This is a genomic window from Mammaliicoccus fleurettii (assembly GCF_003970575.1).
GTDB lineage: Bacteria > Bacillota > Bacilli > Staphylococcales > Staphylococcaceae > Mammaliicoccus > Mammaliicoccus fleurettii.
The window spans coordinates 1-26,983 of record NZ_RXWZ01000044.1 but is presented as its reverse complement, the minus strand read 5'-3'; the positions used below and the strand labels follow the sequence as shown (position 1 = coordinate 26,983).

The 26,983-nt window shown below is 31.5% G+C and carries 22 protein-coding genes; 15 read left to right on the top strand and 7 right to left on the bottom strand.

The window, feature by feature from the left end:
• Window positions 1-211: 211 nt before the first annotated feature.
• The gene (locus CD129_RS03940) at window positions 212-904 is read right to left on the bottom strand and encodes a Crp/Fnr family transcriptional regulator (protein ID WP_078356674.1); all 693 of its coding nucleotides are present in this window, start codon (window positions 902-904) and stop codon (window positions 212-214) included.
• Between the two features lie 172 nt (window positions 905-1,076).
• On the opposite strand from CD129_RS03940, the gene clpB reads away from it, so the two are divergent.
• Entirely contained in the window at window positions 1,077-3,674 is a 2,598-nt protein-coding gene (gene clpB / locus CD129_RS03935) for an ATP-dependent chaperone ClpB (RefSeq protein WP_115337659.1), read from the top strand.
• 35 nt (window positions 3,675-3,709) lie between these two features.
• On the opposite strand, the gene CD129_RS03930 is transcribed toward clpB, so the two are convergent.
• Window positions 3,710-3,913 carry a YjzD family protein gene (locus CD129_RS03930; protein ID WP_078356676.1) on the bottom strand — a complete coding sequence of 68 codons (204 nt, stop codon included), beginning with the start codon at window positions 3,911-3,913 and terminating at the stop codon, window positions 3,710-3,712.
• A 187-nt stretch (window positions 3,914-4,100) separates the two neighbouring features.
• Here CD129_RS03930 and CD129_RS03925 point away from each other — a divergent pair, with 187 nt between their 5' ends.
• Window positions 4,101-5,042: a beta-ketoacyl-ACP synthase III gene (locus CD129_RS03925; RefSeq protein WP_078356677.1), complete on the top strand. Its 942-nt coding sequence runs from the start codon at window positions 4,101-4,103 to the stop codon at window positions 5,040-5,042.
• A 14-nt stretch (window positions 5,043-5,056) separates the two neighbouring features.
• Window positions 5,057-6,301 carry a beta-ketoacyl-ACP synthase II gene (gene fabF / locus CD129_RS03920; RefSeq protein WP_115337658.1) on the top strand — a complete coding sequence of 415 codons (1,245 nt, stop codon included), beginning with the start codon at window positions 5,057-5,059 and terminating at the stop codon, window positions 6,299-6,301.
• Between the two features lie 306 nt (window positions 6,302-6,607).
• On the opposite strand, the gene CD129_RS03915 is transcribed toward fabF, so the two are convergent.
• Entirely contained in the window at window positions 6,608-6,979 is a 372-nt protein-coding gene (locus CD129_RS03915) for a DUF3899 domain-containing protein (protein WP_115337657.1), read from the bottom strand.
• 383 nt (window positions 6,980-7,362) lie between these two features.
• Between CD129_RS03915 and opp3b the strand changes: the two genes are divergently transcribed.
• From opp3b to CD129_RS03875, 8 genes are all read left to right on the top strand, one after another.
• Window positions 7,363-8,289, top strand: coding sequence for an oligopeptide ABC transporter permease (opp3b, locus tag CD129_RS03910; protein WP_078356680.1), 927 nt, complete (start codon window positions 7,363-7,365; stop codon window positions 8,287-8,289).
• Window positions 8,289-9,359, top strand: a complete 1,071-nt coding sequence (gene opp3C / locus CD129_RS03905; protein ID WP_115337656.1) for an oligopeptide ABC transporter permease — start codon at window positions 8,289-8,291, stop codon at window positions 9,357-9,359. The genes opp3b and opp3C overlap by 1 nt, the downstream gene beginning before the upstream one ends.
• Before the next feature lie 17 nt (window positions 9,360-9,376).
• The gene (locus tag CD129_RS03900) at window positions 9,377-10,450 is read left to right on the top strand and encodes an ABC transporter ATP-binding protein (RefSeq protein ID WP_078356682.1); all 1,074 of its coding nucleotides are present in this window, start codon (window positions 9,377-9,379) and stop codon (window positions 10,448-10,450) included.
• Window positions 10,450-11,415 (top strand): ABC transporter ATP-binding protein, encoded by a 966-nt coding sequence (locus tag CD129_RS03895; protein ID WP_078356683.1) that lies wholly within the window; start codon window positions 10,450-10,452, stop codon window positions 11,413-11,415. Before CD129_RS03900 ends, CD129_RS03895 begins: the two co-directional genes overlap by 1 nt.
• A 168-nt stretch (window positions 11,416-11,583) precedes the next feature.
• Window positions 11,584-13,254, top strand: coding sequence for a peptide ABC transporter substrate-binding protein (locus CD129_RS03890; RefSeq protein WP_078356684.1), 1,671 nt, complete (start codon window positions 11,584-11,586; stop codon window positions 13,252-13,254).
• A gap of 88 nt (window positions 13,255-13,342) precedes the next feature.
• Window positions 13,343-15,004, top strand: coding sequence for a peptide ABC transporter substrate-binding protein (locus CD129_RS03885; RefSeq protein WP_115337655.1), 1,662 nt, complete (start codon window positions 13,343-13,345; stop codon window positions 15,002-15,004).
• 414 nt (window positions 15,005-15,418) lie between these two features.
• The gene (locus tag CD129_RS03880) at window positions 15,419-17,059 is read left to right on the top strand and encodes a peptide ABC transporter substrate-binding protein (protein WP_115337654.1); all 1,641 of its coding nucleotides are present in this window, start codon (window positions 15,419-15,421) and stop codon (window positions 17,057-17,059) included.
• A 46-nt stretch (window positions 17,060-17,105) separates the two neighbouring features.
• On the top strand, window positions 17,106-18,731 hold the full coding sequence (locus CD129_RS03875; protein ID WP_115337653.1) for a peptide ABC transporter substrate-binding protein: 1,626 nt from the start codon (window positions 17,106-17,108) through the stop codon (window positions 18,729-18,731).
• Between the two features lie 636 nt (window positions 18,732-19,367).
• Here the strand turns inward: CD129_RS03875 and trpS are convergent.
• Window positions 19,368-20,363, bottom strand: coding sequence for a tryptophan--tRNA ligase (trpS, locus tag CD129_RS03870; protein ID WP_115337652.1), 996 nt, complete (start codon window positions 20,361-20,363; stop codon window positions 19,368-19,370).
• 335 nt (window positions 20,364-20,698) lie between these two features.
• Between trpS and spxA the strand changes: the two genes are divergently transcribed.
• The 4 genes from spxA to pepF all read left to right on the top strand — a co-directional run bounded on the left by spxA (window position 20,699) and on the right by pepF (window position 24,826).
• On the top strand, window positions 20,699-21,094 hold the full coding sequence (gene spxA, locus CD129_RS03865) for a transcriptional regulator SpxA (protein WP_016999380.1): 396 nt from the start codon (window positions 20,699-20,701) through the stop codon (window positions 21,092-21,094).
• A 151-nt stretch (window positions 21,095-21,245) separates the two neighbouring features.
• Window positions 21,246-21,938: an adaptor protein MecA gene (gene mecA / locus CD129_RS03860; protein ID WP_107510137.1), complete on the top strand. Its 693-nt coding sequence runs from the start codon at window positions 21,246-21,248 to the stop codon at window positions 21,936-21,938.
• 51 nt (window positions 21,939-21,989) lie between these two features.
• A complete protein-coding gene (locus CD129_RS03855) occupies window positions 21,990-22,979 on the top strand; it encodes a competence protein CoiA (RefSeq protein ID WP_115337651.1) in 990 nt (329 codons plus the stop codon).
• A gap of 41 nt (window positions 22,980-23,020) precedes the next feature.
• Window positions 23,021-24,826, top strand: a complete 1,806-nt coding sequence (gene pepF, locus CD129_RS03850; RefSeq protein ID WP_115337650.1) for an oligoendopeptidase F — start codon at window positions 23,021-23,023, stop codon at window positions 24,824-24,826.
• 348 nt (window positions 24,827-25,174) lie between these two features.
• Here the strand turns inward: pepF and CD129_RS03845 are convergent, their stop codons facing one another.
• The 3 genes from CD129_RS03845 to CD129_RS03835 all read right to left on the bottom strand — a co-directional run bounded on the left by CD129_RS03845 (window position 25,175) and on the right by CD129_RS03835 (window position 26,981).
• Entirely contained in the window at window positions 25,175-25,969 is a 795-nt protein-coding gene (locus tag CD129_RS03845) for a DsbA family protein (protein ID WP_115337649.1), read from the bottom strand.
• 20 nt (window positions 25,970-25,989) lie between these two features.
• Entirely contained in the window at window positions 25,990-26,349 is a 360-nt protein-coding gene (locus CD129_RS03840; RefSeq protein ID WP_078356693.1) for a truncated hemoglobin YjbI, read from the bottom strand.
• Between the two features lie 95 nt (window positions 26,350-26,444).
• The gene (locus CD129_RS03835; RefSeq protein ID WP_126577733.1) at window positions 26,445-26,981 is read right to left on the bottom strand and encodes a CYTH domain-containing protein; all 537 of its coding nucleotides are present in this window, start codon (window positions 26,979-26,981) and stop codon (window positions 26,445-26,447) included.
• Between the last annotated feature and the right edge of the window lie 2 nt (window positions 26,982-26,983).

Below are 26,983 nucleotides of genomic sequence, written 5' to 3'. Positions count from 1 at the left end.
AAAAATGGCCGAATCCATAGCTTAGCTATGAATTCGACCAAAAATCCATTTTTATTATTTAGTTGTCTACTTGACAGGGTACAGTTCAAAATCCTTGGCTTTTTTTTGGTTTAATTCAATAAAAACGCACGAAGACTACAGAGATATCGTACGATTCGGCGCAAATCCGTATCAAATCCAGCTCAAATCCAGCTCAATATATGTTATAGCTCTATTCAATCCTACAAATTGATAAAGGACAATTTTCACAGTTTATGGATTTTTTTAAGTATTCAAGGTCGTGTATTGTAATTCTTTTATGATTGACGGATACGATATTTTCTTTTTTTAAATAGCTCAACATTCGATTTACACTTTCTCTTGTGACGTTGCAAAAATTAGCTAATTCGTGATTTGTTAAATCGACATTAATCAATATACTATCTCCAACTTGAATACCGTATGTGTTTGATAACTTTATAAGTATAGAATAGAATGCGCCAGTTTTTCCTAATGTATAAACATCTCTTATTAAATATTCATTCTTTTCATTTTCGTTTTGTACCCACAATAACCATTCGTATTTAAGTACTTCATCATTTAAAATCGCTTCTTCAAATTGAATTTTGGGTATGCTATATACGATGGCTTCTTCTTTTACTCTAGCTGATAGGGTATGTTTTTTTCTACCGCAAAATAAAGTGGTGGATCCAAAGATGCTATGACGTCCAAGTAGTTTAGTGTTAAATTCTTTACCATCTTCCATCACACGATGTGTAATAACTTTTCCTTCAGAAATAACGTAAATATGGTTACATAAGTCCTCAGTATGGTATATATAATGGTGAGTATGAAAATGTAACTTTTGTCCATGTGTTTTAATGTATTCAATAACTGAAGCTGCTTCTGTATATGTAGTTTGCAAAAGATCACTTCCCCGTTTATTTTCATTTATATTTTACCATAAAATGTAAGTGAAAAGGTTTGTAATTTTGATGCTTTATATTTGTCAAAGAAGGTCAAACGGTATATAATCAAATTAAGGTCAAAGATAGTCAAACTATTAGACTGATGAAAAATTTAAAGAGGTGATACATTTGGATATTAATCAAATGACTTATTCAGTTCAAAGTGTTATCGAGAAAGCGCAACAATTATCACAATCATATGAACTACAAAATATTGAAATAGAAGCTGTATTATTATCAGCATTAAATGAAGATGAAAGTATTTTCAAAAGAACATTAGACAGAGCTCAAATTGATACAGTCGAATTAGAAAGTAAATATAAACAAAAGTTAAATCAATATTCAGTAGTTAAAGGTGATAACATCCAATACGGACAATATATTTCTCCTAAACTTAATGAATTATTTAACAAAGCTAATCAAATTAAAGAAGAAATGCAAGACGACTTTATGTCTATGGAGCATATTTTAAAAGCATCTATAGAAGTCGATCAAACAACTAAAGATATAGTTGGTAATAAAAAAGAAGTTATAAATGAAATTATTAATAAAATAAGAGGGGGTAATAGAGTGACATCACAAAATCCTGAAGTACAATATGAAGCATTATCTAAATATGGAAGAGATTTAGTTGAAGAAGTTAGAAAAGGGAATATGGATCCAGTTATTGGTAGAGATGAAGAAATTCGAAATACTATTCGAATATTGAGCAGAAAAACTAAAAATAACCCAGTATTAATTGGTGAACCTGGTGTAGGTAAAACAGCAATCGTTGAGGGATTAGCGCAACGTATAGTTAGACGAGATGTTCCAGATTCACTATTAGATAAGACAATATTTGAATTAGATTTATCAGCATTAGTAGCTGGTGCTAAGTTCAGAGGTGAGTTTGAAGAAAGATTAAAAGCTGTCTTAAAAGAAGTAAAAGAGTCTGAAGGTAGAATTTTACTTTTCATTGATGAAATTCATATGCTAGTTGGTGCAGGTAAAACAGATGGTGCAATGGATGCAGGTAACATGCTTAAACCGATGTTAGCTAGAGGTGAATTGCATTGTATTGGCGCAACAACGTTAAATGAATATCGACAATACATTGAAAAGGATTCTGCATTAGAAAGACGTTTCCAAAAAGTGAATGTTAAAGAACCAGACTTAGAAGATACGATTTCAATTTTAAGAGGTTTAAAAGAAAGATATGAAGTTCACCACGGTGTACGTATACAAGATAGAGCATTAGTTGCAGCAACAGAACTATCAGATCGATATATAACTGATCGATTCTTGCCAGATAAAGCGATAGACTTAGTAGACCAAGCTTGTGCAACTATTAGAACAGAAATGGGCTCTAATCCTACAGAATTAGATGCTGTAAACAGACGTGTTATGCAACTTGAAATTGAAGAAAATGCACTTAAATCTGAATCTGATCAAAGTAGTCAAATTCGATTATCAGAACTTCAAAAAGAATTGGCAGATGAAAAAGAAAAACAACAACAATTACAAAGTAAAGTTGAACAAGAAAAAGAACAAATCAAATCTCTTCAAGATAAAAGAGCAGAGTTAGACGAAAGTAAACAAGCGTTAGAAAATGCAGAAAATCAATATGATTTAGGTAAAGCTGCCGAACTTAAACATGGTAGAATACCTCAAATAGAAGCTGAATTAAAAGAACTTGAAAATGAATTTGCAGAAGAAACAGGTTCTGATCATGATAGATTAATTAGAGAAGTAGTAACAGATGAAGAAATTGGTTATATTGTAAGTCAATGGACAGGAATCCCTGTTTCAAGATTAGTTGAGACTGAAAGAGAGAAATTGCTTAAACTATCAGATATATTACATGAGAGAGTTGTAGGTCAAGACGAAGCAGTAGATTTGGTCTCTGACGCAGTAGTTAGAGCAAGAGCAGGTATTAAAGATCCAAATAGACCAATTGGTAGTTTCTTATTCTTAGGACCAACAGGGGTTGGTAAAACTGAACTAGCTAAGACATTAGCCGCAACTTTATTTGACTCTGAGAAACACATGATAAGAATAGATATGAGTGAGTATATGGAAAAACACTCAGTTGCAAGATTAATTGGTGCACCTCCAGGCTATGTAGGTTATGAAGAAGGCGGTCAATTAACAGAAGCAGTAAGAAGACAACCTTATTCAGTAATTCTTCTAGACGAGATAGAAAAAGCTCATAATGATGTATTTAACGTATTGCTACAATTATTGGATGAAGGTAGATTAACAGATGCAAAAGGTCGAAGTGTTGACTTTAAAAATACAATCATTATTATGACAAGTAATATAGGTTCCCAATATTTATTAGATGGTGTAACAGATGAAGGTGAAATCGATGAAGCAGCTAAAAAACAAGTAAATGAAAGTTTACATGCATACTTCAAACCGGAAATATTAAATAGAATGGATGACATCGTACTATTTAAACCATTATCAATTAAAGATATGAGCTACATTGTCGACCACATTATTACTAATTTAAATATTAGATTAGAAGATCAACACATTAAAATTAATGTAGATCAAGAAGTTAAAGAATGGATCGCACAAAAAGCATATGAGCCACAATTTGGAGCAAGACCTTTAAAACGATTTGTTCAAAGACAAATTGAAACACCATTAGCGAGAATGATGATAGGTCAAGAAATGAAAGAAGGCACTATTATAGATGTACATCTCGTTGAAGACGAAGTGAAATTTGAAATAAATGAATAAAAAAATTCCCGTCAACTAAAATTGACGGGAATTTTTTATGAATGTTGTGCGTTTTGTTTGTCTGAAGAAGATTTACCAACTAAAATATCTAATAGAATAATAACTACTGTAAAGACAATAGCATAAACTGTAGGACTAACAAAATTCAGCGATTCTGTTGAGCCACCTAAACTATGTAAAACAAAGTTAATCATTTGTGATAATACGAATGCCCAAATTAATGTTAAAATGTAATGCATGACTCATCCTCCGTAACTTTTTATATCATATCTTTCATTATAATTAACTTTTTATAAATTGTATACCTATTATGATGAAAACGATTTAAAATATTTCATAAAAGAACTCAGCGCTTGTGCATTAAGGCAAAAGTGTGTTAAATTAGTACCTGATAATAACAACAGATTATAAGAAGGTGTCAATATAATGGATATTGGTATAAAAGGTTTTGGTGCATATGCGCCGAAGCAAGTGGTAAAAAATGATCATTTTGAAAGTTATTTAGATACATCAGATGAATGGATAACTAAAATGACTGGTATAAAAGAAAGACGTTTTGCTGCAGAAGATGAAGATACAAGTGATTTAGCATATGAAGCGGCAGTTAGAGCGATAGAAGATTCAGGTATTGATAAAGAAGAAATTGAAATGGTCATTGTAGCAACATCAACAGGTGATAAACCATTTCCAACAGTTGCAACAACTTTACAAAAAAGATTAGGCTTAAACAAAGTACCATCAATGGACCAACTTGCAGCATGTACTGGGTTTATTTACGGTATTGTTACTGCACAACAATTTGTAAATTCAGGTTTATATAAAAACGTATTAGTAGTTGGTGCTGATAAGTTAACAAAAATTACGGATATGAATGATAGAAGTACTGCAATTTTATTCGGTGATGGAGCCGGTGCTGCCATAATTGGTGAAGTATCTGAAGGTAGAGGTATCTTAGGTGTTGAACTTGGTTCAGATGGAAACGGTGGACCATACCTATATCAAGATATGGATGAACATACTATTCAAATGAATGGACGTGAAGTGTTCAAGTTTGCAGTAAGAATTATGGGTGAAGCTTCTACTAAAGTAGTGGAAAAAGCAGGTTTACAATCAAGTGATATTGATATGTTTGTACCACATCAAGCCAATATTAGAATTATGGAATCTGCACGGGAAAGATTAGGTATTGAAAAAGAAAAAATGAGCGTAACGGTAGATAGATTTGGGAATACTTCTGCTGCATCAATACCCTTAAGTATTGCATATGAATTAGAACAAGGTAAAATAAAAGACAATGATACAATAGTCCTGGTAGGATTTGGTGGTGGCCTGACTTGGGGTGCCATAACGTTACGCTGGGGTAAATAGGAGGAAATTGAACAATGACAGAAAATAAGCGTGTTGTAATGACTGGTTTAGGGACATTAAACCCTTTAGGTAATGATGTACCTACAACTTGGAAAAATGCAATTAACGGTGAAAACGGCATAGACGAAGTAACAAGAATTGATGTTTCTGAATTTTCAGCTAAATTAGCAGGTGAATTAAAAGATTTTAGCATTGACGAACATATACCTAAAAAAGATGCTCGTAAAATGGATAGATTTACTCAATATGCTATTGTAGCCGCTCGTGAAGCTTTAAAAGATTCCAAATTCGAAATAACAGATGAAAACAGTCATCGTATTGGTGTTTGGATTGGATCAGGTATTGGCGGAATGGAAACATTCGAATACTCACATAATATGTTATTGAAACGTGGTCCTAAAAGAGTAAGTCCATTTTTCGTACCAATGATGATTCCAGATATGGCTACTGGACAAGTATCAATCGATTTAGGTGCAAAAGGTCCAAACGGTTGTACAGTTACAGCTTGTGCAACAGGTACAAACTCAATAGGTGAAGCCTTTAAAATCATTCAACGTGGCGCTGCTGATTTGATGTTAGCTGGTGGGTCAGAAGCACCTATTACAGAAATGGCAATGGCTGGATTTAGTGCTAATAAAGCATTGTCTACAAATCCTGATAAAAATACTGCATGTCGTCCTTTCCAAGAAGGTAGAGATGGTTTTATCATGGGAGAAGGTGCTGGAGTAGTTGTTCTTGAATCACTTGAGTCAGCTGAAGCTCGTGGCGCTCACATATATGCTGAAGTAGTAGGTTATGGATCAACGGGTGATGCATACCATATTACAGCTCCTTCACCAAATGGAGAAGGCGGAGCACGTGCTATGCAAGAAGCAATTAAAGATGCTGGAATTAAACCAGAAGATATTCAATATTTAAATGCTCATGGTACAAGTACACCAATCGGCGACTTATATGAAGTATTAGCAATTAAATCTACTTTTGGTGAAGCTGCTAAGAACTTAAAAGTAAGTTCGACTAAATCGATGATGGGTCATTTACTTGGTGCAACAGGAGCAGTTGAATCTATTCTGACAGCATTATCAATTGAAAATAGTATTGTAGCACCAACAATCAATGCTGATTCACCTGATCCAGAAATAGATTTGGATTATACACCAAATGAAGCTACTAAATTAGATATCGAGTACGCTATGAGTAATAGTCTTGGTTTCGGTGGACATAACGCAGTATTAGTATTTAAAAAGTATCATAAATAATAAAGCTAGATAGAAGTCTAACTAGAAATATATTATAATTTTCTACATAAAGCACCTCGTTAATTTGATTTTTATTAATTAAATTATACGAAAGTGCTTTATTTTTTTGTGAAAATAGATATTGGTATGATTTTGTAAAGTGCTGACGCCTGAGGGAATAGTATGCGTGAGAGACTACAGGCTCGAGCCATACCCTAGGCAAGCATGCACGTACAAAATCGTAAGTTTGTATAAAAAATAAGCATATCACTGTAAACTTTAAAAAATCAGTTTAGTGATATGCTTATTTATTTACAATCATTGAATTTAAACGATAAAGCCAAGAATAATCGAAACGATGAAAAATAAAGTACTAAGTACGACAAAAGAGAATATCCAATTATATTGTTTTCTTTCTTTTAAATGTAATTCTTTCATACTTGGATTCATCATCTCATCATCTTTCAAATAATCTTGTGATGCTTTTGACTTCATATGGAAATTAAACTTCCTAATAGCTTGTCTTGATACAGTACCAACACCATCCTGTTTCATAGCCAAAACCCAACTCGCAGCAAAAAGCAAAGTCATAATATAAAAGTATATATTAATCGCTTGATCAATATCTTTTAAAAAGATAAGACAAAGTAATAAAAATAAACCAATATAACTAATTGTAAAAATACTCCAATATTTCATAATTACCTACCTCAACTGATTAGAATTACTTGTATTATAACAGATTGAAAAAAAAAATTTTATGTTTTGCGGAACTTAATAAAAAAAATGGTGTAATATTACTTATGTATATTTTGTGTATATTGCTACATAGTAAATGACAGAAAATTAGCAAAAATAGGTAATCAATACATTGCTTATGAATAAATATACGGAATGTATGTATATAACTGTCGCGTTGTCGCTTTATTGTAATAAAATAATTGCGTATTTCAAATAGTTTCATATTCAAAATTCAGAATATTCGTGTTGATTTACATTGTATAAATTATGTATAATGTATATAAATATTTCTGAATATTAAAAAGAAATATGAAATAGATAAGGGGATTGGAGGCAAAACAATGGTTAGGTATACTTTGAAACGTATTATTTATATGTTCATATCATTGTTTTTAATTATGACGATAACATTTTTCTTAATGAAATTGTTACCGGGTTCACCGTACAACGATGAGAAATTATCAGAAGATCAAAAGGTTATTATCAACGAAAAGTATGGTTTGAATGATCCTGTACCAGTACAGTACGCAAACTATTTGGGCAGTGTTGCAAAAGGGGATTTCGGTATTTCATTCCAATACGATAACAGAGAGGTTTGGAGTTTAATTAAACCAAGACTTGGACCATCTGTAGAAATGGGTACATACGCAATGATTTTAGGAACTATAACAGGATTATTACTTGGTATAGTTGCTGCAATTAGACAGAATACAATTATAGATTATGGGGCCACCTTCCTATCGGTAATATTTATATCTGTTCCATCATTCGTTCTAGCAGTACTACTACAATATGTATTTGCAGTTGAATGGCAAATATTCCCTGTAGCAGGTTGGAGTGGATTCATGACAGCAGTACTACCGTCGATTGCTCTAGCAGCTGGTGTAACAGCAACAATTGCACGTTACATTCGTTCTGAGATGATTGAGGTCCTTGGTTCTGATTACATAGAATTAGCGAGAGCTAAAGGGATGTCTAGCGCTCGAGTTATATTTGGACACGCAGTTCGTAATGGTTTAATTCCAATAATTACGATTATCGTTCCAATGTTAGCAGGTATTTTAACAGGTACTTTGACAATTGAAAATATATTTGGCGTACCAGGTCTAGGTGACCAATTCGTACGTTCTATTCAAACTAATGACTATCCAGTTATTATGGCTTTAACTTTACTATTTAGTTTCTTATTTATTATTTCAATCTTTATAGTAGATGTACTTTATGGATTAGTTGATCCAAGAATTCGTGTTGAAGGAGGTAAAAAATAATGGCTAATAATGAAGATAACAAATTAAATAATAGCGGTTATGATAATGCCTCAGTCACACATTCTTCACAAGGTGTACCTGCTGAAAAGTTTGTGTTACATGGTAGAGACAAAGTAGTAGAAGAGAAATTTGAAAGGCAAAGTCGTACATTTTGGCAAGATGCATGGAAACAATTAATAGGTAATAAATTAGCTGTAATAGGGCTAGTTGGATTATTAATCATGACTTTATTATCACTAGTCGGTCCATTGATGAATGATCATAAATTTAGTGACCAAAATGTATCACACGCAAACTTACCACCTAAAATTCCAGTATTAGATAAAGTTCCTTTCTTACCATTTGATGGTACTGATAGAGATGGCTTTGACTTATATGAAAGTCAAAGTGTAAATGAAAATTACTGGTTTGGTACAGATGAACTTGGACGTGACTTATGGACACGTACTTGGAGAGGAACTCAAGTATCATTATTCATCGGTTTAGTAGCAGCAGCATTAGATATCTTTATCGGTGTAATATACGGTGCAGTTTCAGGGTACTTCGGAGGTAGGATTGATGATATTTTACAACGTATAGTTGAAATTCTTTCTTCAATTCCTAACTTAATTGTCGTGATTTTATTCGTATTACTATTCGATCCATCAATGTGGACGATTATATTAGCCATGTCAGTAACAGGTTGGCTCGGTATGAGTCGTATCGTTCGTGGTCAATTCTTAAAACTAAAAGAACAAGAATTCGTAATGGCTTCTAGAACATTAGGTGTTTCAAACTTTAAATTAATCTTTAAACATATCCTGCCAAATACACTTGGTCCAATAATTGTAACTTCAATGTTTACAGTTCCAAGTGCGATATTCTTTGAAGCTTTCTTAAGTTTCATCGGTTTAGGGATTCCTGCACCACAAGCGTCACTAGGTTCATTAGTTGATACAGGAAGAAAGATGTTATTAATCTTCCCACATGAATTATTAGTACCAGCTGTTGTACTTAGTTTGTTAATCTTATTCTTCTACTTATTCAGTGATGGTTTAAGAGATGCATTCGATCCTAAAATGCGTAAATAATAAGGAGGAAATTAAATATGGCTAAGAGAATATTAGAAGTAAATAACTTACATGTTTCCTTCGACATTGACGCGGGGGAAGTACAAGCAGTAAGAGGTGTTGACTTTTATTTAGATAAAGGTGAAACACTAGCTATTGTTGGTGAATCAGGTTCGGGAAAATCAGTTACAACAAAAGCTTTAATGCAATTACTACCTAAAAAAGTAGGTAGAATTAAAGACGGCTCAATCTTATTTGATGGGAAAGATTTAGCTAAATTAAGTGAAAAAGAAATGCAAAAAATTCGTGGTAAAGAAATCGGGATGATATTCCAAGATCCAATGACTTCGCTTAATCCAACAATGAAAATTGGTAAGCAAGTAATGGAACCACTTATTAAGCACCAAAAATTATCAAAAAGCGATGCCAAAAAAAGAGCGTTAGATATCTTGAACTTAGTAGGATTACCGAAAGCTAAAGAAAGATTTAATAACTTTCCTCACCAATTCTCTGGTGGTCAAAGACAAAGAATTGTTATTGCGACAGCATTAGCTTGTGATCCTAAAGTGCTAATTGCAGATGAACCTACAACAGCATTAGACGTAACGATACAAGCACAAATTTTGGAGTTAATGAAAGAATTACAACATAAAATTGACACATCTATTGTTTTTATTACGCATGATTTAGGTGTTGTAGCAAACGTTGCTGATAGAGTTGCAGTTATGTATGGCGGTCAAATTATTGAAACAGGTTCAGTTGATGAAATTTTCTATAATCCGAAACATCCTTATACTTGGGGGCTATTATCTTCTATGCCAAGTTTAGAGACATCACATGACACAGAACTATTAGCAATACCTGGTTCTCCACCAGATTTAATTAAGCCTCCAGTAGGCGATGCGTTTGCGAGACGTAGTGAATATGCGTTAGATATTGACTATAAGGAAGAGCCACCTTGGTTCCAAGTGTCTCCGACGCATTTCGTTAAATCTTGGTTATTGGATGATAGAGCACCTAAAGTAGAATTGCCAGAAGCTGTTAAATTAAAACAAAGAGAAACACCAGAACAATTTGACAAGCCAAAACGTGTAGAAAGGGTGACGTTCTAATGGCTGATAATAAAGAAGTATTAATTGATGTTCAAAATTTAAAGCAATATTTTAATGTTGGTAAGAAAAATGAAGTTAGAGCAGTTGATGATATCTCCTTTAAAATCTATAAAGGTGAAACATTAGGTTTAGTAGGTGAATCTGGTTGTGGTAAGTCCACAACTGGTCGTACACTTATCAAATTATATGATGCTACTGACGGTAAAGTGGTATTTGATGATGTTGATATACAGAATATTAAAAAGAGAAAAGATTTATTAAGATTTAATCGACGCATGCAAATGATATTCCAAGACCCATATGCCTCATTAAATCCAAGGTTAAAAGTTATGGATATCATTGCTGAAGGATTAGATGTACATAAACTTGTATCAAGCAAAGAAGAAAGAAAAAAACGTGTCTATGATTTATTAGAGACAGTTGGTTTATCTAAAGAGCATGCAAATAGATATCCACATGAATTCTCTGGTGGTCAAAGACAAAGACTGGGAATTGCACGTGCATTAGCTGTTGAACCTGAATTTATTATTGCAGATGAACCGATATCTGCACTAGATGTATCTATTCAAGCTCAAGTAGTTAACTTAATGCAGAAGCTACAAGATGAAAAAGGTATAACTTTCTTATTCATAGCGCATGATTTATCAATGGTTAAATATATTTCAGATAGAATTGGTGTAATGTACTTTGGTAAGTTGGTTGAACTTGGACCTTCAGATCAAATATATAAACATCCACAACATGAATATACAAAATCATTATTATCAGCTATTCCATTACCAGATCCTGATTCTGAAAGAACAAGAACAAGATCATCATATAATCCGGAAATACATAAATATGAAGATGATGATAAATTGGAATTAAGAGAAGTAGGACCTGATCATTACGTTTATTGTTCTGAAAAGGAATTTGCTGAGAAAAAAGAAAACTATAACAAAACTTTTGATTTATCAGAAGCGTAATTTTAACAAACCTTAAAATTGCTATTACTTGTTATAAAATTATTTTGTAGTATAACTATTGTTTGAAAATTGTGTGAAATACTATTGTCTTTCATACATTTTTATAATATAATAAAATTAACAATCTTCTGAAAATTCAGAAGAAAGTAAACAAGGGGGAAAAGCTATATGAGGAAAAGACTTTCGGTTTTATTGTCAATATTAGTTGCAGCTGTTTTAACGTTAGCAGCATGTAGTGGTGGCGGTTCTAAAAAAGATGAGGGAGGTAAAGGCGGCGTTAAAAGTGAAAAATCTGAAAACGTCTTAAACTTATCTTCAACATCTGATATTCCTACGATGGATTCATCGTTAGCAACTGACCAAGTTTCATTTATCAACTTTAACCAGACATTAGAGGGATTATATGTACTAGATAAAGATGATAAGGCAGTACCAGGTGTTGCTAAAGGGGAACCTGAAAAATCAGAAGACGGGAAAACATGGACAATTAAATTACGAGATGATGCAAAATGGTCAAATGGTGATCCAGTTACTGCTCATGACTTCGTATATGCATGGCAAAGAACGGTAGATCCTAAAACAGCTGCTGAATATGCATACATGTTTGAAAATATCGAGAATGCTAAAGAAATCTCAGCAGGTAAGAAAAAACCTGAAGAATTAGGTGCAAAAGCAATTGATGATCAAACATTAGAAGTCAAATTAGTGAAAGATGTACCTTGGATGCAAAGTTTATTCGCTTTCGGTTCATTCATGCCTCAAAATGAAAAATTCGTTGAAAAACAAGGTAAAAAGTTCGGTACTACAGCTGAAGCTACTTTATCTAATGGACCATTCCAATTAAAAGAATGGAAAACAGAAGATAACTGGAAACTAGTACCTAACAAAGAATATTGGGATAAAGACAAAGTTAAACTAGACGAAGTAAACTATAAAGTCGTAAAAGAATCTCAAACAGCTTTAAACATGTATCAAACAGGTAAGTTAGATTCAGTAGGATTAGACCCACAAAATGTTAATAAATATAAAGATAAAGAAGATTTTACAACTGAATTAAACACTTCAAATTACTTCTTTAGAATTAACAGTACGAAAAATAAAGATTTGAAAAATGAAGATTTAAGAAAAGCATTTGCAAAATCAATTGATAAAGATGAATATGTAAAATCATTATTAAATAATGGTTCAACTGTTTCAGATAAATTAATGGTTAAAGATTTTGTTAAAGATAAAGATGGTAAAGATTACATCGATGGCGTGAAATCTCCATTAAATTATGATAAAAAAGAAGCGAAAAAATTATTAGAAAAAGCTAAAAAAGATACTGGTAAAGATAAATTCGATATTGAATTATTAACTTATGATGCTGATGAATCTAAAAAAGCAGCTGAATTTGTAAAAGAACAAGTAGAGAAAAATTTACCAGGCGTAACTTTAAAAATTAAACAACAACCGTTCAAACAAAAATTAGCTTTAGAATCTAAAGGCGACTATGATATTTCATTCGCTGGTTGGGGTCCTGACTATCCTGATTCAACGACTTTCTTAGACTTATTCAAGAAAGATAGTCCTCATAACCAAACTGGATATTCAAATCCTGAATATGACAAAGCTTTAGAGGAAGCTAACTCTGATGAAATGTTGAAAGAAGAAAATAGTGCTAAACGTACTAAAATATTACAAGATGCAGAATCTAAATTCTTAGATTCAGCCTCTATTGGACCACTATATCAACAAGGTGTTGCACGTTTACGTCAACCATATGTTAAAAACTGGGAACCACATAAATTCGGTGGAGACTACTCACTTAAACAAGTAGAAATCGCTGGAGCTAAATAAAAGTGAATGAAAGCAATCAATGTAAACATTGATTGCTTTTCTTTATATAAATTTCAATGTTTTAAAAATTAAAAGGGGGATTATCAATATGCATAAAAGATTAAAAATAATTTTTGTAATGTTAGTGTCTCTTGTAGTGATCTTGTCTGCGTGTAGTAGTGATAATAAAGAGGAGAAAGATAATAATATTAAACAATCTAAATCCAAAAACGAATTGAATTTATCATCTGGTGATGATATTCCTACAATGGATCCTTCATTAGCAGCTGACCAAGTATCATTTACGACTTTTGCTCAAACTCTAGAGGGCTTGTATGTACTTGATAAAGATGATAAACCAATTCCAGGAGTTGCAAAAGATAAGCCTAAAAAGTCGAGTGATGGTAAAACATGGACAATTAAATTAAGAGATAATGCAAAATGGTCTAATGGTGACCCAGTTACAGCTCACGATTTTGTATTTGCTTGGCAACGTTCAGTAGATCCTGAAACTGCAGCAGAGTTTGCATATATGTTTGAAAACATTGAAAATGCAAAAGAAATAACTGCTGGAGATAAGAAACCTGAAGAACTTGGTGTGAAAGCAATTGATGATCAAACACTAGAAATTAAACTTATTAAAGATGTACCATGGATGGAAAGTTTATTAGCTTTTGGCTCATATATGCCTCAAAATGAAAAATTTGTTAAAAAACATGGAGACAAATTTGGAACAACAGATAAAACGACTTTATCAAATGGTCCATATAAATTAACAGAATGGAAACCAGAAGATAGATGGAAATTAGAAAAGAATGAAGAATATTGGGATAAAGATAAAGTGAAAGTTAAAGAAGTTAATACTAAAGTAGTGAAAAACACACAAACTGCTATTAATATGTATCAAACAGGCAAATTAGACATGGTCGGTTTAGACGCTCAAAATGTTAAGAAATATAAAGAGAGAAAAGACTTTTCAACGGAGTCTACATCGGGTAGTTACTTCTTTAGAATCAATAAAGAGAAGAATGAAAATCTAAAAAATGAAGATTTAAGAAAAGCGATAGCTAAATCAATTGATAAAAAATCATATGTTGATTCATTATTAAATAATGGTTCTAAACCTTTAGATACTTTAATGATTAAAGACTTTGTAAAAGATAGTGATGATAAAGATTATACTAAAGGTGTTAAATCTTCATTAAACTATAACAAAGATGAAGCTAAGAAACATCTAGATAAAGCTAAAAAAGATTTAGGAAAAGATAAATTTACAATAGAATTACTGACTTATGATGAAGATGAATCTAAAAAAGCAGGAGAATTTGTAAAAGAGCAAATAGAGAAGAACTTACCTGGTGTTACTTTGAAAATTAAGCAACAACCATTTAAACAAAAACTTGCATTAGAATCTAAAAAAGATTTTGATATATCATTTGCAGGTTGGTTCCCGGACTATCCAGATCCAACAACATTCTTAGATTTATTCACATCTGACTCACCACATAACCAAACAGGATATGCGAATAAAGAATATGATAAAGCATTAGAAGAAGCAAATTCAGATGAAATGCTTAAACCAGAGAACAGCGATAAAAGAATTAAAGCGTTACAAGACGCAGAAACTAAATTCTTAGATTCGGCCTCTATTTCGCCATTATTCCAGACAGGCTCAGCAAGATTGAGACAACCATATATTAAAAATTGGCAAAATCATAAATATGGCGGGGACTATACATTGAAAGGTGTAGAAATAGAAGGAGCTAAATAATTATGAAAGGCTGGGACAAATTAATTGTCTCAGTCTTTTTTTGAATGTGATCACAAGTTTATAACACCTTACAAGAGTGGACTTAAAAACAGAACTCAACGAACTTATTATAAGTGCTACTTTATAAATGAATTTTCATAACCGACTCGCCTGAGGAAACAGTACAAGTCGAAGACTACAGGCTAAGACTGTACCCTAGGCAAGGAGGTTATGAAACCTTTTTAGTATAAACGAAGAAGCATGACGCATATAAGTTGTACTTCTTTTTGATGAATAATAATAATATTTAAAATTAAACAATATATTTTAAGTATATAATGTTAAGTTATGTTGCGACAAATGGAAAATAACATTATAATTGAAGAAAGTTCAGAAATGACTGAATTTTCAAAAATTGAATAAGGGGAAATGTTTATGAATAACAAGCATTTTAGGTGGAGTTTTTTAGTTTTATTGTCGGTTGTATTACTTTTATCGGCATGTAGTGGTGGAAATGGAAAGAAGGATAGTGACTCTTCTGCAGGGGATGGCAAAAAGTTACGATTAATTTCAATTTCTGATATTCCATCAATGGATTCAACGTTAGCAACAGATGCTGTTTCATTCGATGCGTTAAATAATACAATGGAAGGATTGTATAAGTTAGACAAGAATGACAAGGCAATTCCGGGAATTGCGAAAGGTGATCCTAAAAAATCCGACGATGGTTTAACGTGGACAATCGAATTGAGAGATGCGAAATGGTCTAATGGCGATAAAGTTAAAGCTGACGATTTTGTATATGCTTGGCGTAAGCTTGTAGATCCAAAAAACGCTTCTGAATATGCATTTATCATGTTTGATATTGAAAATGCAGAAGATATTAACAAAGGAGATAAAAAGCCTGAAGAATTAGGTGTTAAAGCGATTGATGATAAAACACTAGAAATTAAACTTAATCGTGAATTACCTTATTATCAAGAACTATTAACATTCGGATCATTCTTACCACAAAATGAGAAGTTCGTTAAAGAAAAAGGCGATAAGTACGGTACAACAGCAGAAGATACATTATATAACGGTCCGTTCACATTATCAGATTGGAAAACGGAAGATAATTATACATTGACTAAAAATAAAGAGTACTGGGATAAAGGTAACGTGAAGTTAGACAGCGTTAACTTTAAAGTAGTTAAAGAACCTCAAACAGCTTTAAGTATGTATAATGCTGGTGATGTTGATGAAGCTTTAATACCAGCTGAAAATGTTAAAAAATATAAAAAAGATAAAGCTTATAATACAGAACTTGAATCACGTGTTTACTTTATGAGATTGAACCAAAAAGATGTACCTGAATTTAAAAACAAAGATTTAAGAATGGCTATTGCACAATCAATTGATAGAGAACAATATGTTAAGAGTAATTTAAATAATGGTTCTAAAGCAGCAAAATCATTAGTACCTACTGAATTTGTAAAAGATACTAAAGGTGAAGATTATACTAAAGGCGTTAAGACTGAAAATAAATTTAACAAAAAAGAAGCTAAGAAACATTTAGAAGCTGCTAAAAAAGATCTTGGCAAAGATGAATTTACTTTTGAACTGTTAACGTTCGATCAAGATAATGCTAAAAAAGATGCAGAATATTTCAAAGAACAAATTGAACAAAATCTACCTGGCGTTAAAATTAAAGTTAAACAACAGCCATATAAACAAAAGTTAAAGCTTGAATCAAGTATGGATTATCAAATTGCGTTCGGTAGATGGGGCCCAGATTATCCAGATGCGATGACATTCCTAGAATTATTTACAAGTGATAATGTAATGAATGAAACGGGTTGGAAAAACAAAGAATATGATAATAAAATTGAAGACGCAGGAAATAAATTACTAGATAAAGAACAAAAACGTGTTGAAACAATGCAAGATGCTGAAACATTGCTGTTGGATGAAGCTGCAATTGTTCCAGTCTATCAACAAGGTAATGCGAGGTTAACACAAAGTTATGTAAAAGGTATTGAAAGACATAAGTTTGGTGGAGACACAGATTTAAAACATGCATATATTCAAAAGTAACAGATCGATAGTTTATATAAATAGAAAACTAGGGGGATGAGGTTACATGTCGAAAATGTTCAAATTTTTAGCAATGATGTTAACTGCAGTACTAGTATTAAGTGCTTGTTCATCAGGTGGAGGTAAAAAAGACTCTAAAAGTGATGAAGCATTAGATTTACAAATCAATGGTGACGTTCCAACAATGGATTCAGCAATGGCAACAGATGGTTTATCATTTGATATGTTTTTCCAAACTATGGAAGGACTATATACATTAGATAAAAACGATAAAGCAATACCAGCTGTAGCAAAAGGGGAACCTAAAATCACAAATGATGGTAAGAAATGGACTGTAAAATTAAGAGAAGATGCTAAATGGTCAAACGGAGATCCAGTAACTGCCAATGATTTCGTCTTCGCTTGGAGAAAAGTAGTGGATCCAGACACTGCATCAGAATATGCATATATTTTATATGATATAAAGAATGCTGAAGACATAAATAACGGTGACAAAAAGCCAGAAGAACTTGGCGTGAAAGCTGTAGATGATCATACTTTAGAATTTGAACTTACAAAATCATTACCATATTATAAAGAACTATTGTCATTCGGTACATTTATGCCACAAAATAAAAAGTTTGTTGTAAAACAAGGTGATAAATATGGTACAACTGTAAAATCAACTCTTTATAATGGTCCATTTAAAATGAGTGAATGGAAAACAGATGATAAAGTTACTTTAGAAAAAAATGATAAATATTGGGACAAAGATAAAGTTAAATTAGATAAAGTAAATTATAAAGTAGTTAAAGAAGCATCAACAGCTGTAAATTTATATGAAACTAATAAATTAGATATAGTAGATTTACCAGCCGAACAAGTGAAAAAATACAAAGACGATAAAGCATTTAATACTGAGTTAGATACTGTGACTTATTACTTTAAATTAAATGAAGATACAGTACCTGAATTTAAAAATCAAGACTTTAGATTAGCATTTGCAAAAGCAATTGATAAAGAAGCTTATGTAAAAAATAATTTAAATAACGGTTCAATTCCGAGTGATAATTTTGTGCCAAAAGACTTTGTTAAAGATAGCAAAGGTAAAGAATATCAAGATGGTGTGAAAAATACAAATCAATATAATGTTAAAGAAGCTAAAAAACATTTTGAAAAAGCTAAAAAAGCATTAGGTAAAGATAAATTCACTATAGAATTGATGACTTATGATAAAGATACAGCTAAAAGAGATGCTGAATACTTTAAAGAACAACTTGAGAAAAATTTAGAAGGCGTAACAATAAAAATTAAACAGCAACCATTTAAACAAAAACTTGATGTAGTATCAAAAGGACAATATGAAATGTCATTAGAAAACTGGATTCCAGATTATCCAGACCCAATGACATTCTTAGAGTTATATGTAACGGATGGCTCGCACAATAATACAGGATGGTCTAATAAAGAATACGACAAAATTATTAAAGCAGCTGATTCATCATTAGCAAGCAATCCTGACAAACGACTTTCTGAACTACAAAGAGCAGAAGGTATGTTATTAAATGAAGCGGGTATCGTTCCACTTTATCAAGTAGGCGTAGCTCAACTTCAAAAACCAAATGTTAAAAATGTAGTAAACCACCAATTCGGAGGCGTTTCTACTTTAAAAGAAGCATACATTGAGAAATAATAAATTAGAGAATCCACAGCGACATTGTTTATGTCACTGTGGATTTTTGTTTATTTATCAAGACATGGTCAACATGATAAATAGAAAGGCTGAATGTTGCAAGACAGGCCAAACATGATAAATAGAACGGTTGAATATTGCAAGACATGGTCAACATGATAAATAGAACGGCTGAATATTGCTAGTGGAGACCAACATGATAAATAGAGCGGCTGAATGTTGCAAGACAGGCTAAACATGATAAATAGAAAGGCTGAATGTTGCTAGTGGAGACCAACATGATAAATAGAGCGGCTGAATGTTGCAAGACAGGCTGAACATGATAAATAGAACGGTTGAATGTTGCAAGACAGGCCAAACATGATAAATAGAGCGTTCGAATGTTGCAAGACAGGCTAAACATGATAAATAGAGCGGTTGAACATTGCAAGACAGGCCAAACATGATAAATAGAACGGTTGAATATTGCAAGACAGGTCAAACATGATAAATAGAGCGACTGAACATTGCAAGACAGGGTAGACATGATAAATAGAACACATCCAATTACTACAATTTAATAATCTGATATATTACGACAAAATAAAGAAGATATTGAAACAATTAATTGCCCCAGTATCTTCTTTATTTTAATATTTACTTTCTTTTACGACCTAGACCCATAGCATTTTCCATCTTCTTCAATGTTTTATTAGCTACAAAGCTTGCTTTATCTCTACCTTTATCAAGGATTTCATCTAATACTTCTTTATTTTCATAGAAGTAATTAAATTTCTCTTGGAATTCTAATAGGAATTTTTTAACTTCTTCAGCTAAGTCTCCTTTAAAGTCTCCGTATCCTTTATCTTCATATTGAAGCTCAAGTTCTTCGATTGATTTGCTTGTAATACTTGAGTAGATGACTAATAAATTACTAATACCCGGTTTGTTTTCTTTATCATATTTAACGATGCCATCTGAGTCTGTTACCGCACTTTTAATTTTTTTGGCTGCAACGTTTGGTTCATCTAGTAAAGAAATAAAGTTTTTTTGATTGTCATCACTTTTACTCATTTTTTTAGTAGGGTCTTGTAAACTCATTATTCTAGCGCCAAATTTAGGCATATGAATAGCTGGTTTTGTTAACACGTCATTGTATTTAGAATTAAAACGGTCGACAACATTACGAGTTAGTTCTATATGTTGTTTTTGATCATCTCCAACAGGGACGATGTTTGTGTTATAGAGCACGATATCTGCTGCCATTAATGGTGGATAAGTTAATAAACCAGCAGGGATACCTTGTGTTTGCTTTTGTGCTTTATCTTTATATTGTGTCATTCTTTCTAATTCACCAATTGAAGTAATCGTAGTTAAAATCCAACCTGCTTGAATATGGGCTGGTACTTCTGATTGGATGAATAAAGTTACCTTTTCATGATCTAAACCTGATGCTAAATATATAGCAGCTAATTTACGCGTATTTTCTCTTAATTTAAGTCTGTCTTGAGGTACTGTTATAGCGTGTTGATCTACAATACAAAAAAAGCAGTCATAATCATGTTGAATCTCATTAAATTGTTTTAAAGCGCCAATATAATTACCTAAAGTTGGAATTCCACTTGGTTGGATGCCTGAAAATAAAGTTTCCATTAAATGTTGCCTCTTTTCTACAAAATTTCTTTATATCATTATAACAGTATTTTATTCATTTGTAAGTTGTGTTATTCTTAGTAGTAGATAAATATATTGTTTAAAGTAAATTCATCTATATTTTATGTGCTTTTTAATGAATTATTAGAAATTTCTCATTTAATTTTAATCTTTGAGTTATATAATATATTTATAGCAATTAGAAAAAGATTAAACCAAGTGAGCAACATATGTTTAACCTAGGGCTATATGGGGTATACATAACTAAGTGCATTTTATCTTATAAGTTCACTGACGTTTAACATAAATAATATTCAATTAGGAGAGTGAGATGTATGGTAACATTATTTACTTCACCAAGTTGCACATCTTGCCGTAAAGCGAAAGCATGGTTACAAGAACATGACATTCCGTATACGGAGCGTAATATTTTTTCAGAACACTTAACATTAGATGAAATTAAATCAATTTTAAAAATGACAGAAGATGGAACAGACGAAATCATTTCTACTCGTTCTAAAACTTATCAAAAATTAAATGTAGATATCGATGCATTACCTCTACAAGAATTATATACAATTATTCAAGATAATCCAGGTTTACTACGTCGTCCAATCATTTTAGATGACAAACGTTTACAAGTTGGATATAACGAAGATGAAATTCGTCGTTTCTTACCTAGAAAAGTACGTACGTTCCAACTATTGGAAGCACAACGTATGGTTGACTAATTTAGTCTAATATTAAATTTGTAGCTCCTGTTTACAGGGGCTATTTTTGTATAAAAAATTAAATGCGAATAGTTTAAACAAATTACTGTTAAAATGTATTTGTTTATAATACAATGAATGTACTATTCCTAGAGTAAGGGAGTGTGACATTATGAGAATAGAACGAATTGATGAAACAACTGTAAAATTATTTATAACTTATCAAGATATCGAAGCAAGAGGATTCAAACGAGAAGATTTATGGACAAACCGTAAACGAGGCGAAGAATTTTTCTGGTCTATGATGGATGAAATTAACGATGAAGAAGAATTCGTTGTTGAGGGGCCTTTATGGATTCAAGTGCATGCGTTTGAAAAGGGTGTTGAAGTAACAGTTTCTAAATCTAAAGGTGATGAACTGTTAAATATGACTGACGAGGAATCTAATGAGCAATTAGAATATCAAGTCAATGATTTCTTATCTCAAGCACTCGATTCTGACCAGAATATCGGAGAACTCTTAAATGATGGCAAAGAAGATGAAGAAAAACAATTTATTCCTAAAGACATCGGATTACTTGTTAGGTTTGAAGAGCTAGAAGATATTATCGAATATGCACATTATAATGAACATAAAGATATTGTATTTACAGACTTATTATATATGTTAGATAACAAATATTATTATTATGTACAATTTGATCAAATAGATAGTGAAGAAATTATTAATGATTTCTATGGGCAAATACTTGAATATGCAAATCCAACTCAAGTATCTAAATTATATCTAGATGATTATGCAAAAATTGTCATGAGTTATAATGTTATGGGTCAAGTAACAAGATATTTTGAACCGAAAAATTAAATAAGTAATTTTAGCACCTCTTTACGTTTTATATAGTAAAGAGGTGTTTTTATGTTAATAGGACTAAATCAAAATAGCGAACTCATATATGCGCAACATGCTAAATCACAAGAAATATATAAATGTCCTGAATGTTTATCAGAACTTATTTTGAAAAAGGGCAAACATATGGTAACCCATTTCGCACATAAAGCAAATAGTTATTGTATGAGAAATAGCTATAAGAAAGAGTCTTTAATGCATTTAGCCTCTAAACATCACATTTATTCACACTTGAATAATAAAGTGACAATAGATATGGAATATTATTTACCAGAAATTGATCAAATACCTGATATTATAATTAATAGAAATTTAATAGTTGAATTTCAATATTCTTCAATTAGTCTTGATTTATTAATGGATAGAACAGAAGGATTTAAAGCACTAAATATGAAGGTGATTTGGATAGGGAAAGATATAGATTATCGTAATGGAATAATGCATCTAAGTTATTTTGAAGCTGCATTAATCAATCACTGTGAAAGAACATTGATTACTTATAATCCTAATAATCAAATGTTAATTAGATATGAAAGGATTCAATCGCTTGATAAGCATACATTTATTGGTTTTAAAAAAGAAATTAAATGGGAAGACTTATTGAATAGCTATCATGTACAAGACGTTCCTAATTTATATTTATCAGATAGGGCATATGATAATTATTTATCTAAATGTAGAAAAAGTAGAAATGTGTTAGAACCTACACTTTCACTATTATATAACGCAAGGTTAATACATAAGAAGAGGCTACAAATAATAGGGGTAATTGTACCTGAACAAATATATTTCTTAACACATTGTATAACTTGGCAATCATATTTGTTTTATGAAATGGAGAAAAGAACGTTTACTTTTGAGAAATTCTATAATTTTATTGAATTTAGAACTTTTCATGATTATAGTTTTTCAAAAAAAGAAATACTATTAAAGGCGTTAAATTCATATATATCGATTATTCACCAAAAAGCTATATCACGTGCAAATTTGATTATTTAATGAGAAAATTATAAATATGAAATTCAAAGGAGGCTATTAATATGGCTAAGTTAATTACAAGGGAAGAACAGCAAGAACAATATACATGGGACCTTACAACTATTTTTGATTCAGATGAAGCATACGAAGAAGCTTTTAAAGAATTAGAAACATATTTAGGTAAAGAAGAACAATTCAAAGGACATTTGAAAGATAGTTCTGATACACTTTATCAAGCTTTATTCTTGGATAGTGAAATAGATGAGAAACTAGGTAAAGTTTACGTGTATGCACATTTAAAGCACGATCAAGATACGGCTAATGATAAATATGCTGGCTACGAAGCAAAAGCAGCTACATTAGCGAACAAGTTTGCTAGCGCATGGAGTTTTATATTACCAGAATTAATGTCTATAGATGAAGCAACATTGAATGAATTTGTCGCTTCTAATGATAATTTAAAGAGATATCAATTTGATATTGAGAAATTAAACAAAAAAAGACCACATATTTTAAGTGATAAAGAAGAAAAAATACTTGCAGAAGCAGGCGAGGCATTACAAACACCAAGTAACGTATTCGGCATGTTTAATAATGCAGATTTAGAATTTAAACCTGCTGTTGATAAAGATGGAAATGAACATGAATTAACACAAGGTACATATACTAAGTTGTTAGAGTCTGAAGACCGCATTTTAAGAAAGTCAGCTTATGATAACGTATATGATGCGTATGGTAGCCATAACAACACTTTAACTGCTACATTAAGTGGTAAAGTTAAGACTGCAATATTCAGTTCTAAAGTGCGTCAATATCAATCAGCTAGGGAACAAGCATTATCCAACAACTTTATCCCTGAAGAAGTATATGATAACTTAATTGAAACTGTACATAAGTATTTACCATTGTTACATCGCTACACTGAACTTAGAAAAGAGTTGTTAGGTTTAGATGAAATGCATATGTACGATATGTACACTCCACTAGTTAAGAACTCATCATTTGAAATGCCTTATGAAGAAGCTAAAGACTGGATGGTTAAAGCTTTACAACCGATGGGTAAAGAATATATCGAAGTTGTAGAAGAAGGACTAAATAATAGATGGGTAGATGTGTATGAGAATAAAGGTAAACGTTCAGGAGGTTATTCTTCAGGCGCACATTTAACCAATCCTTTCATATTATTAAACTGGTCAGATTCAATTTCTGATTTATTTACACTTATTCATGAATTTGGACATTCAGCTCACAGTTACTTTAGTAGAAAGCATCAACAATCAAATGAAAGTGATTATTCAATTTTTGTTGCTGAAGTTGCATCTACAACAAATGAAGCACTATTAAGTGAATATATGGATAAGAATTTAGAAGATCCAGAAAAACGTAAATATTTATTGAACCAAGAGTTAGAAAGATTCAGAGCTACATTATTTAGACAAACAATGTTTGCTGAATTTGAATATTTAATACACAAAATTGTAGAAGATGGTGAACCTTTAACGTCTGAACGATTAAATACTGAGTATGCTGAACTAAATAAAAAGTATTTTGGTGATTCAGTTGTAACAGATGATAATATATCTAAAGAATGGTCACGTATACCTCATTTCTATTATAATTTCTATGTTTATCAATATGCGACAGGCTATAGTGCTGCACAAGCATTAAGTAAACAAATATTAGATGAAGGTGAGCCTGCAGTTAAAAGATATATTAATGAATTCTTAAAAGCAGGTAGTTCTGATTATCCTATTGAAGTATTGAAAAAAGCAGGAGTTGATATGACTTCTAAACAGCCTATAGAAGAGGCGATGGAAGTCTTTGAACAAAAATTAAATGCTTTTGAGAAACTCGTAAAAGAGAATTAATTTTATGTACACGTTTCCAATATGACAACTGTGTGACAAATAAAAAAACCGATGTTTTTTGTTGAATTTAGTGTCCATAGCATGTTATATTTTATACATGAAATTAATCACATAACAAACATACCCCTTTGTTTGAAGTGAAAAATTTCTCCCATCCCCTTTGTTTAAGCACCGTGTAATCAGACACGGTGCTTTTTTATTTATTTGTTCATAGTTAACATCCCAAAAGTTATCTATTAAATGCTAAATAGAAGTCAATTGGACTTTTATTTAGACAAGTAGTGTATGACAGTTAAATTTATACACATAAAAATCCCAATCCGTTAAATTTTCGGATTGGGATTTTTTTTATTTAGTCTTCTTGAATTTCCAAAAGTCACCATGTGCAGAATCTTGTTGTTCGATATAATTTTGTAATTGTAGTTTTTTTAATTCTCTTTTAACAATTTTTTCTGGCCATTCATATATTGTCGCTATTTCTTGTTCAGAAATAATGCTTTGCGATTGTATATAATCTATTAGCTTAGGAGGTAGTTGTTTTTCAACTTCGGTTCCAATAAGTTCTTGAATAATATACGTATATATATGATATGGGTAAATACCTTCTACTTTGAGTCCTTCTGAATGCACATCTTCATTAAAGAAAACAAGTGATGGTGTCATATTAATATCCATCTCTCTAGCGATGTGTAAATCAGTTTGTAAACTTTCAGTAAGTGAGTGCTCTTTTAAATCTTTAATAAATACCGGTAAGTCAATTCCTGATTTATATGCACACTTTCTAATTAATTCCGATGTTATGATTTTTTCATGAGGTATGATTTCATTCTGAACTAAATTTAAAAATCTACTCGCTCTATTATGTCCTTGTAATTCTGCTGCTTTAAAAGCTAAAGCTACATTATCAAATTCACATGTACTTTGAGCCTGACATTTAGTTAAAACTTGGAGAGAGGGGTTCAAAATCTGACGAATTTTAACATATTTTTGATATTCAATTTTTAACTTTGCTAATTTAGATGATAGATTAAAACAGTCTTCGCAAAATGGATCGAAAAATGAATAAATTTCGATTTTGCTTACTGGTGATAAATCTATGTTATTTTGTTCATTAGCATGGATTAATCTTAATTCTTCGGCCATATTATCCACCTTCAACTATATTAAGCGTTAACCATGTGATTTGCAGTTAGCTTGAGTCTTTCATATAAATATTCTTGTACATCTTCATTTAACTGAGAGCTGGTAATTGCTTCTCGCATATTTTCTAACCAAGCATCTCTTTCTTTATCCGTAATTCTGAAAGGTAAGTGACGTTGACGTAACATTGGATGACCATGTTCTTCAGTATATAATGAAGGACCACCCAGAAATTGTGTTAAAAATTGCTTCTGTTTACGACTCGTTTCTGCAAAGTCACCAGGGAAAAGATGATTAATCCGATTATCTTTTTCAACTAGATAATAAAAGTGATCAATCATGTCGTACAAATCTTGGGGGTTGATTACTTCATATGGGGTCATAATTTCACCTTTTCTTGCTTATTTCAATATCGATAATATTAATATAACATGTTCATAAATTTTTAAAAGTATTTCGACTTGTAACGAAAATGAATTCATGTTGTTCTGCTTTGCGCATCAAAGAACCGTTTCACTTTATTATCAGGGACTTCTCTGGATATATTCAAGGTTCCTAATATATCGTTGAAAGCGATTTCGCCTTGAGTAAAGTCTGTTACTTCAAATTCAAGTTCATAATCCTCAATTCCTAAATAAATACTATGATCTAAGACTAATAAACCAGATTTCAATTTCTTTTCAAGTCTATAAGTTGTTAAATCACCAAGAAGACGAAGTTCAGATAACGGTATATTATGCTCAGTTAATATTTTAGTAATATTTTCTGGAAGAATTTGTATGTCTATTGGACGGTTTTGTTCGGGTAAGCTATCTATCACTTCATTATATTCTAATAGACCGACTTCTTGCGGAACTTTTAATGTTAATTCATAATCATTGTTTTTTTCACGAATCCTTAAAGCCATTTTATTTGAAATAATTTCATGATTTGGTGTGTCTATATAGTAATTAGTTTGTTTAAAGGGTTCACTTTGTTTAAAATAATATTGTTTGATTAGTTTATATTCATCAATAG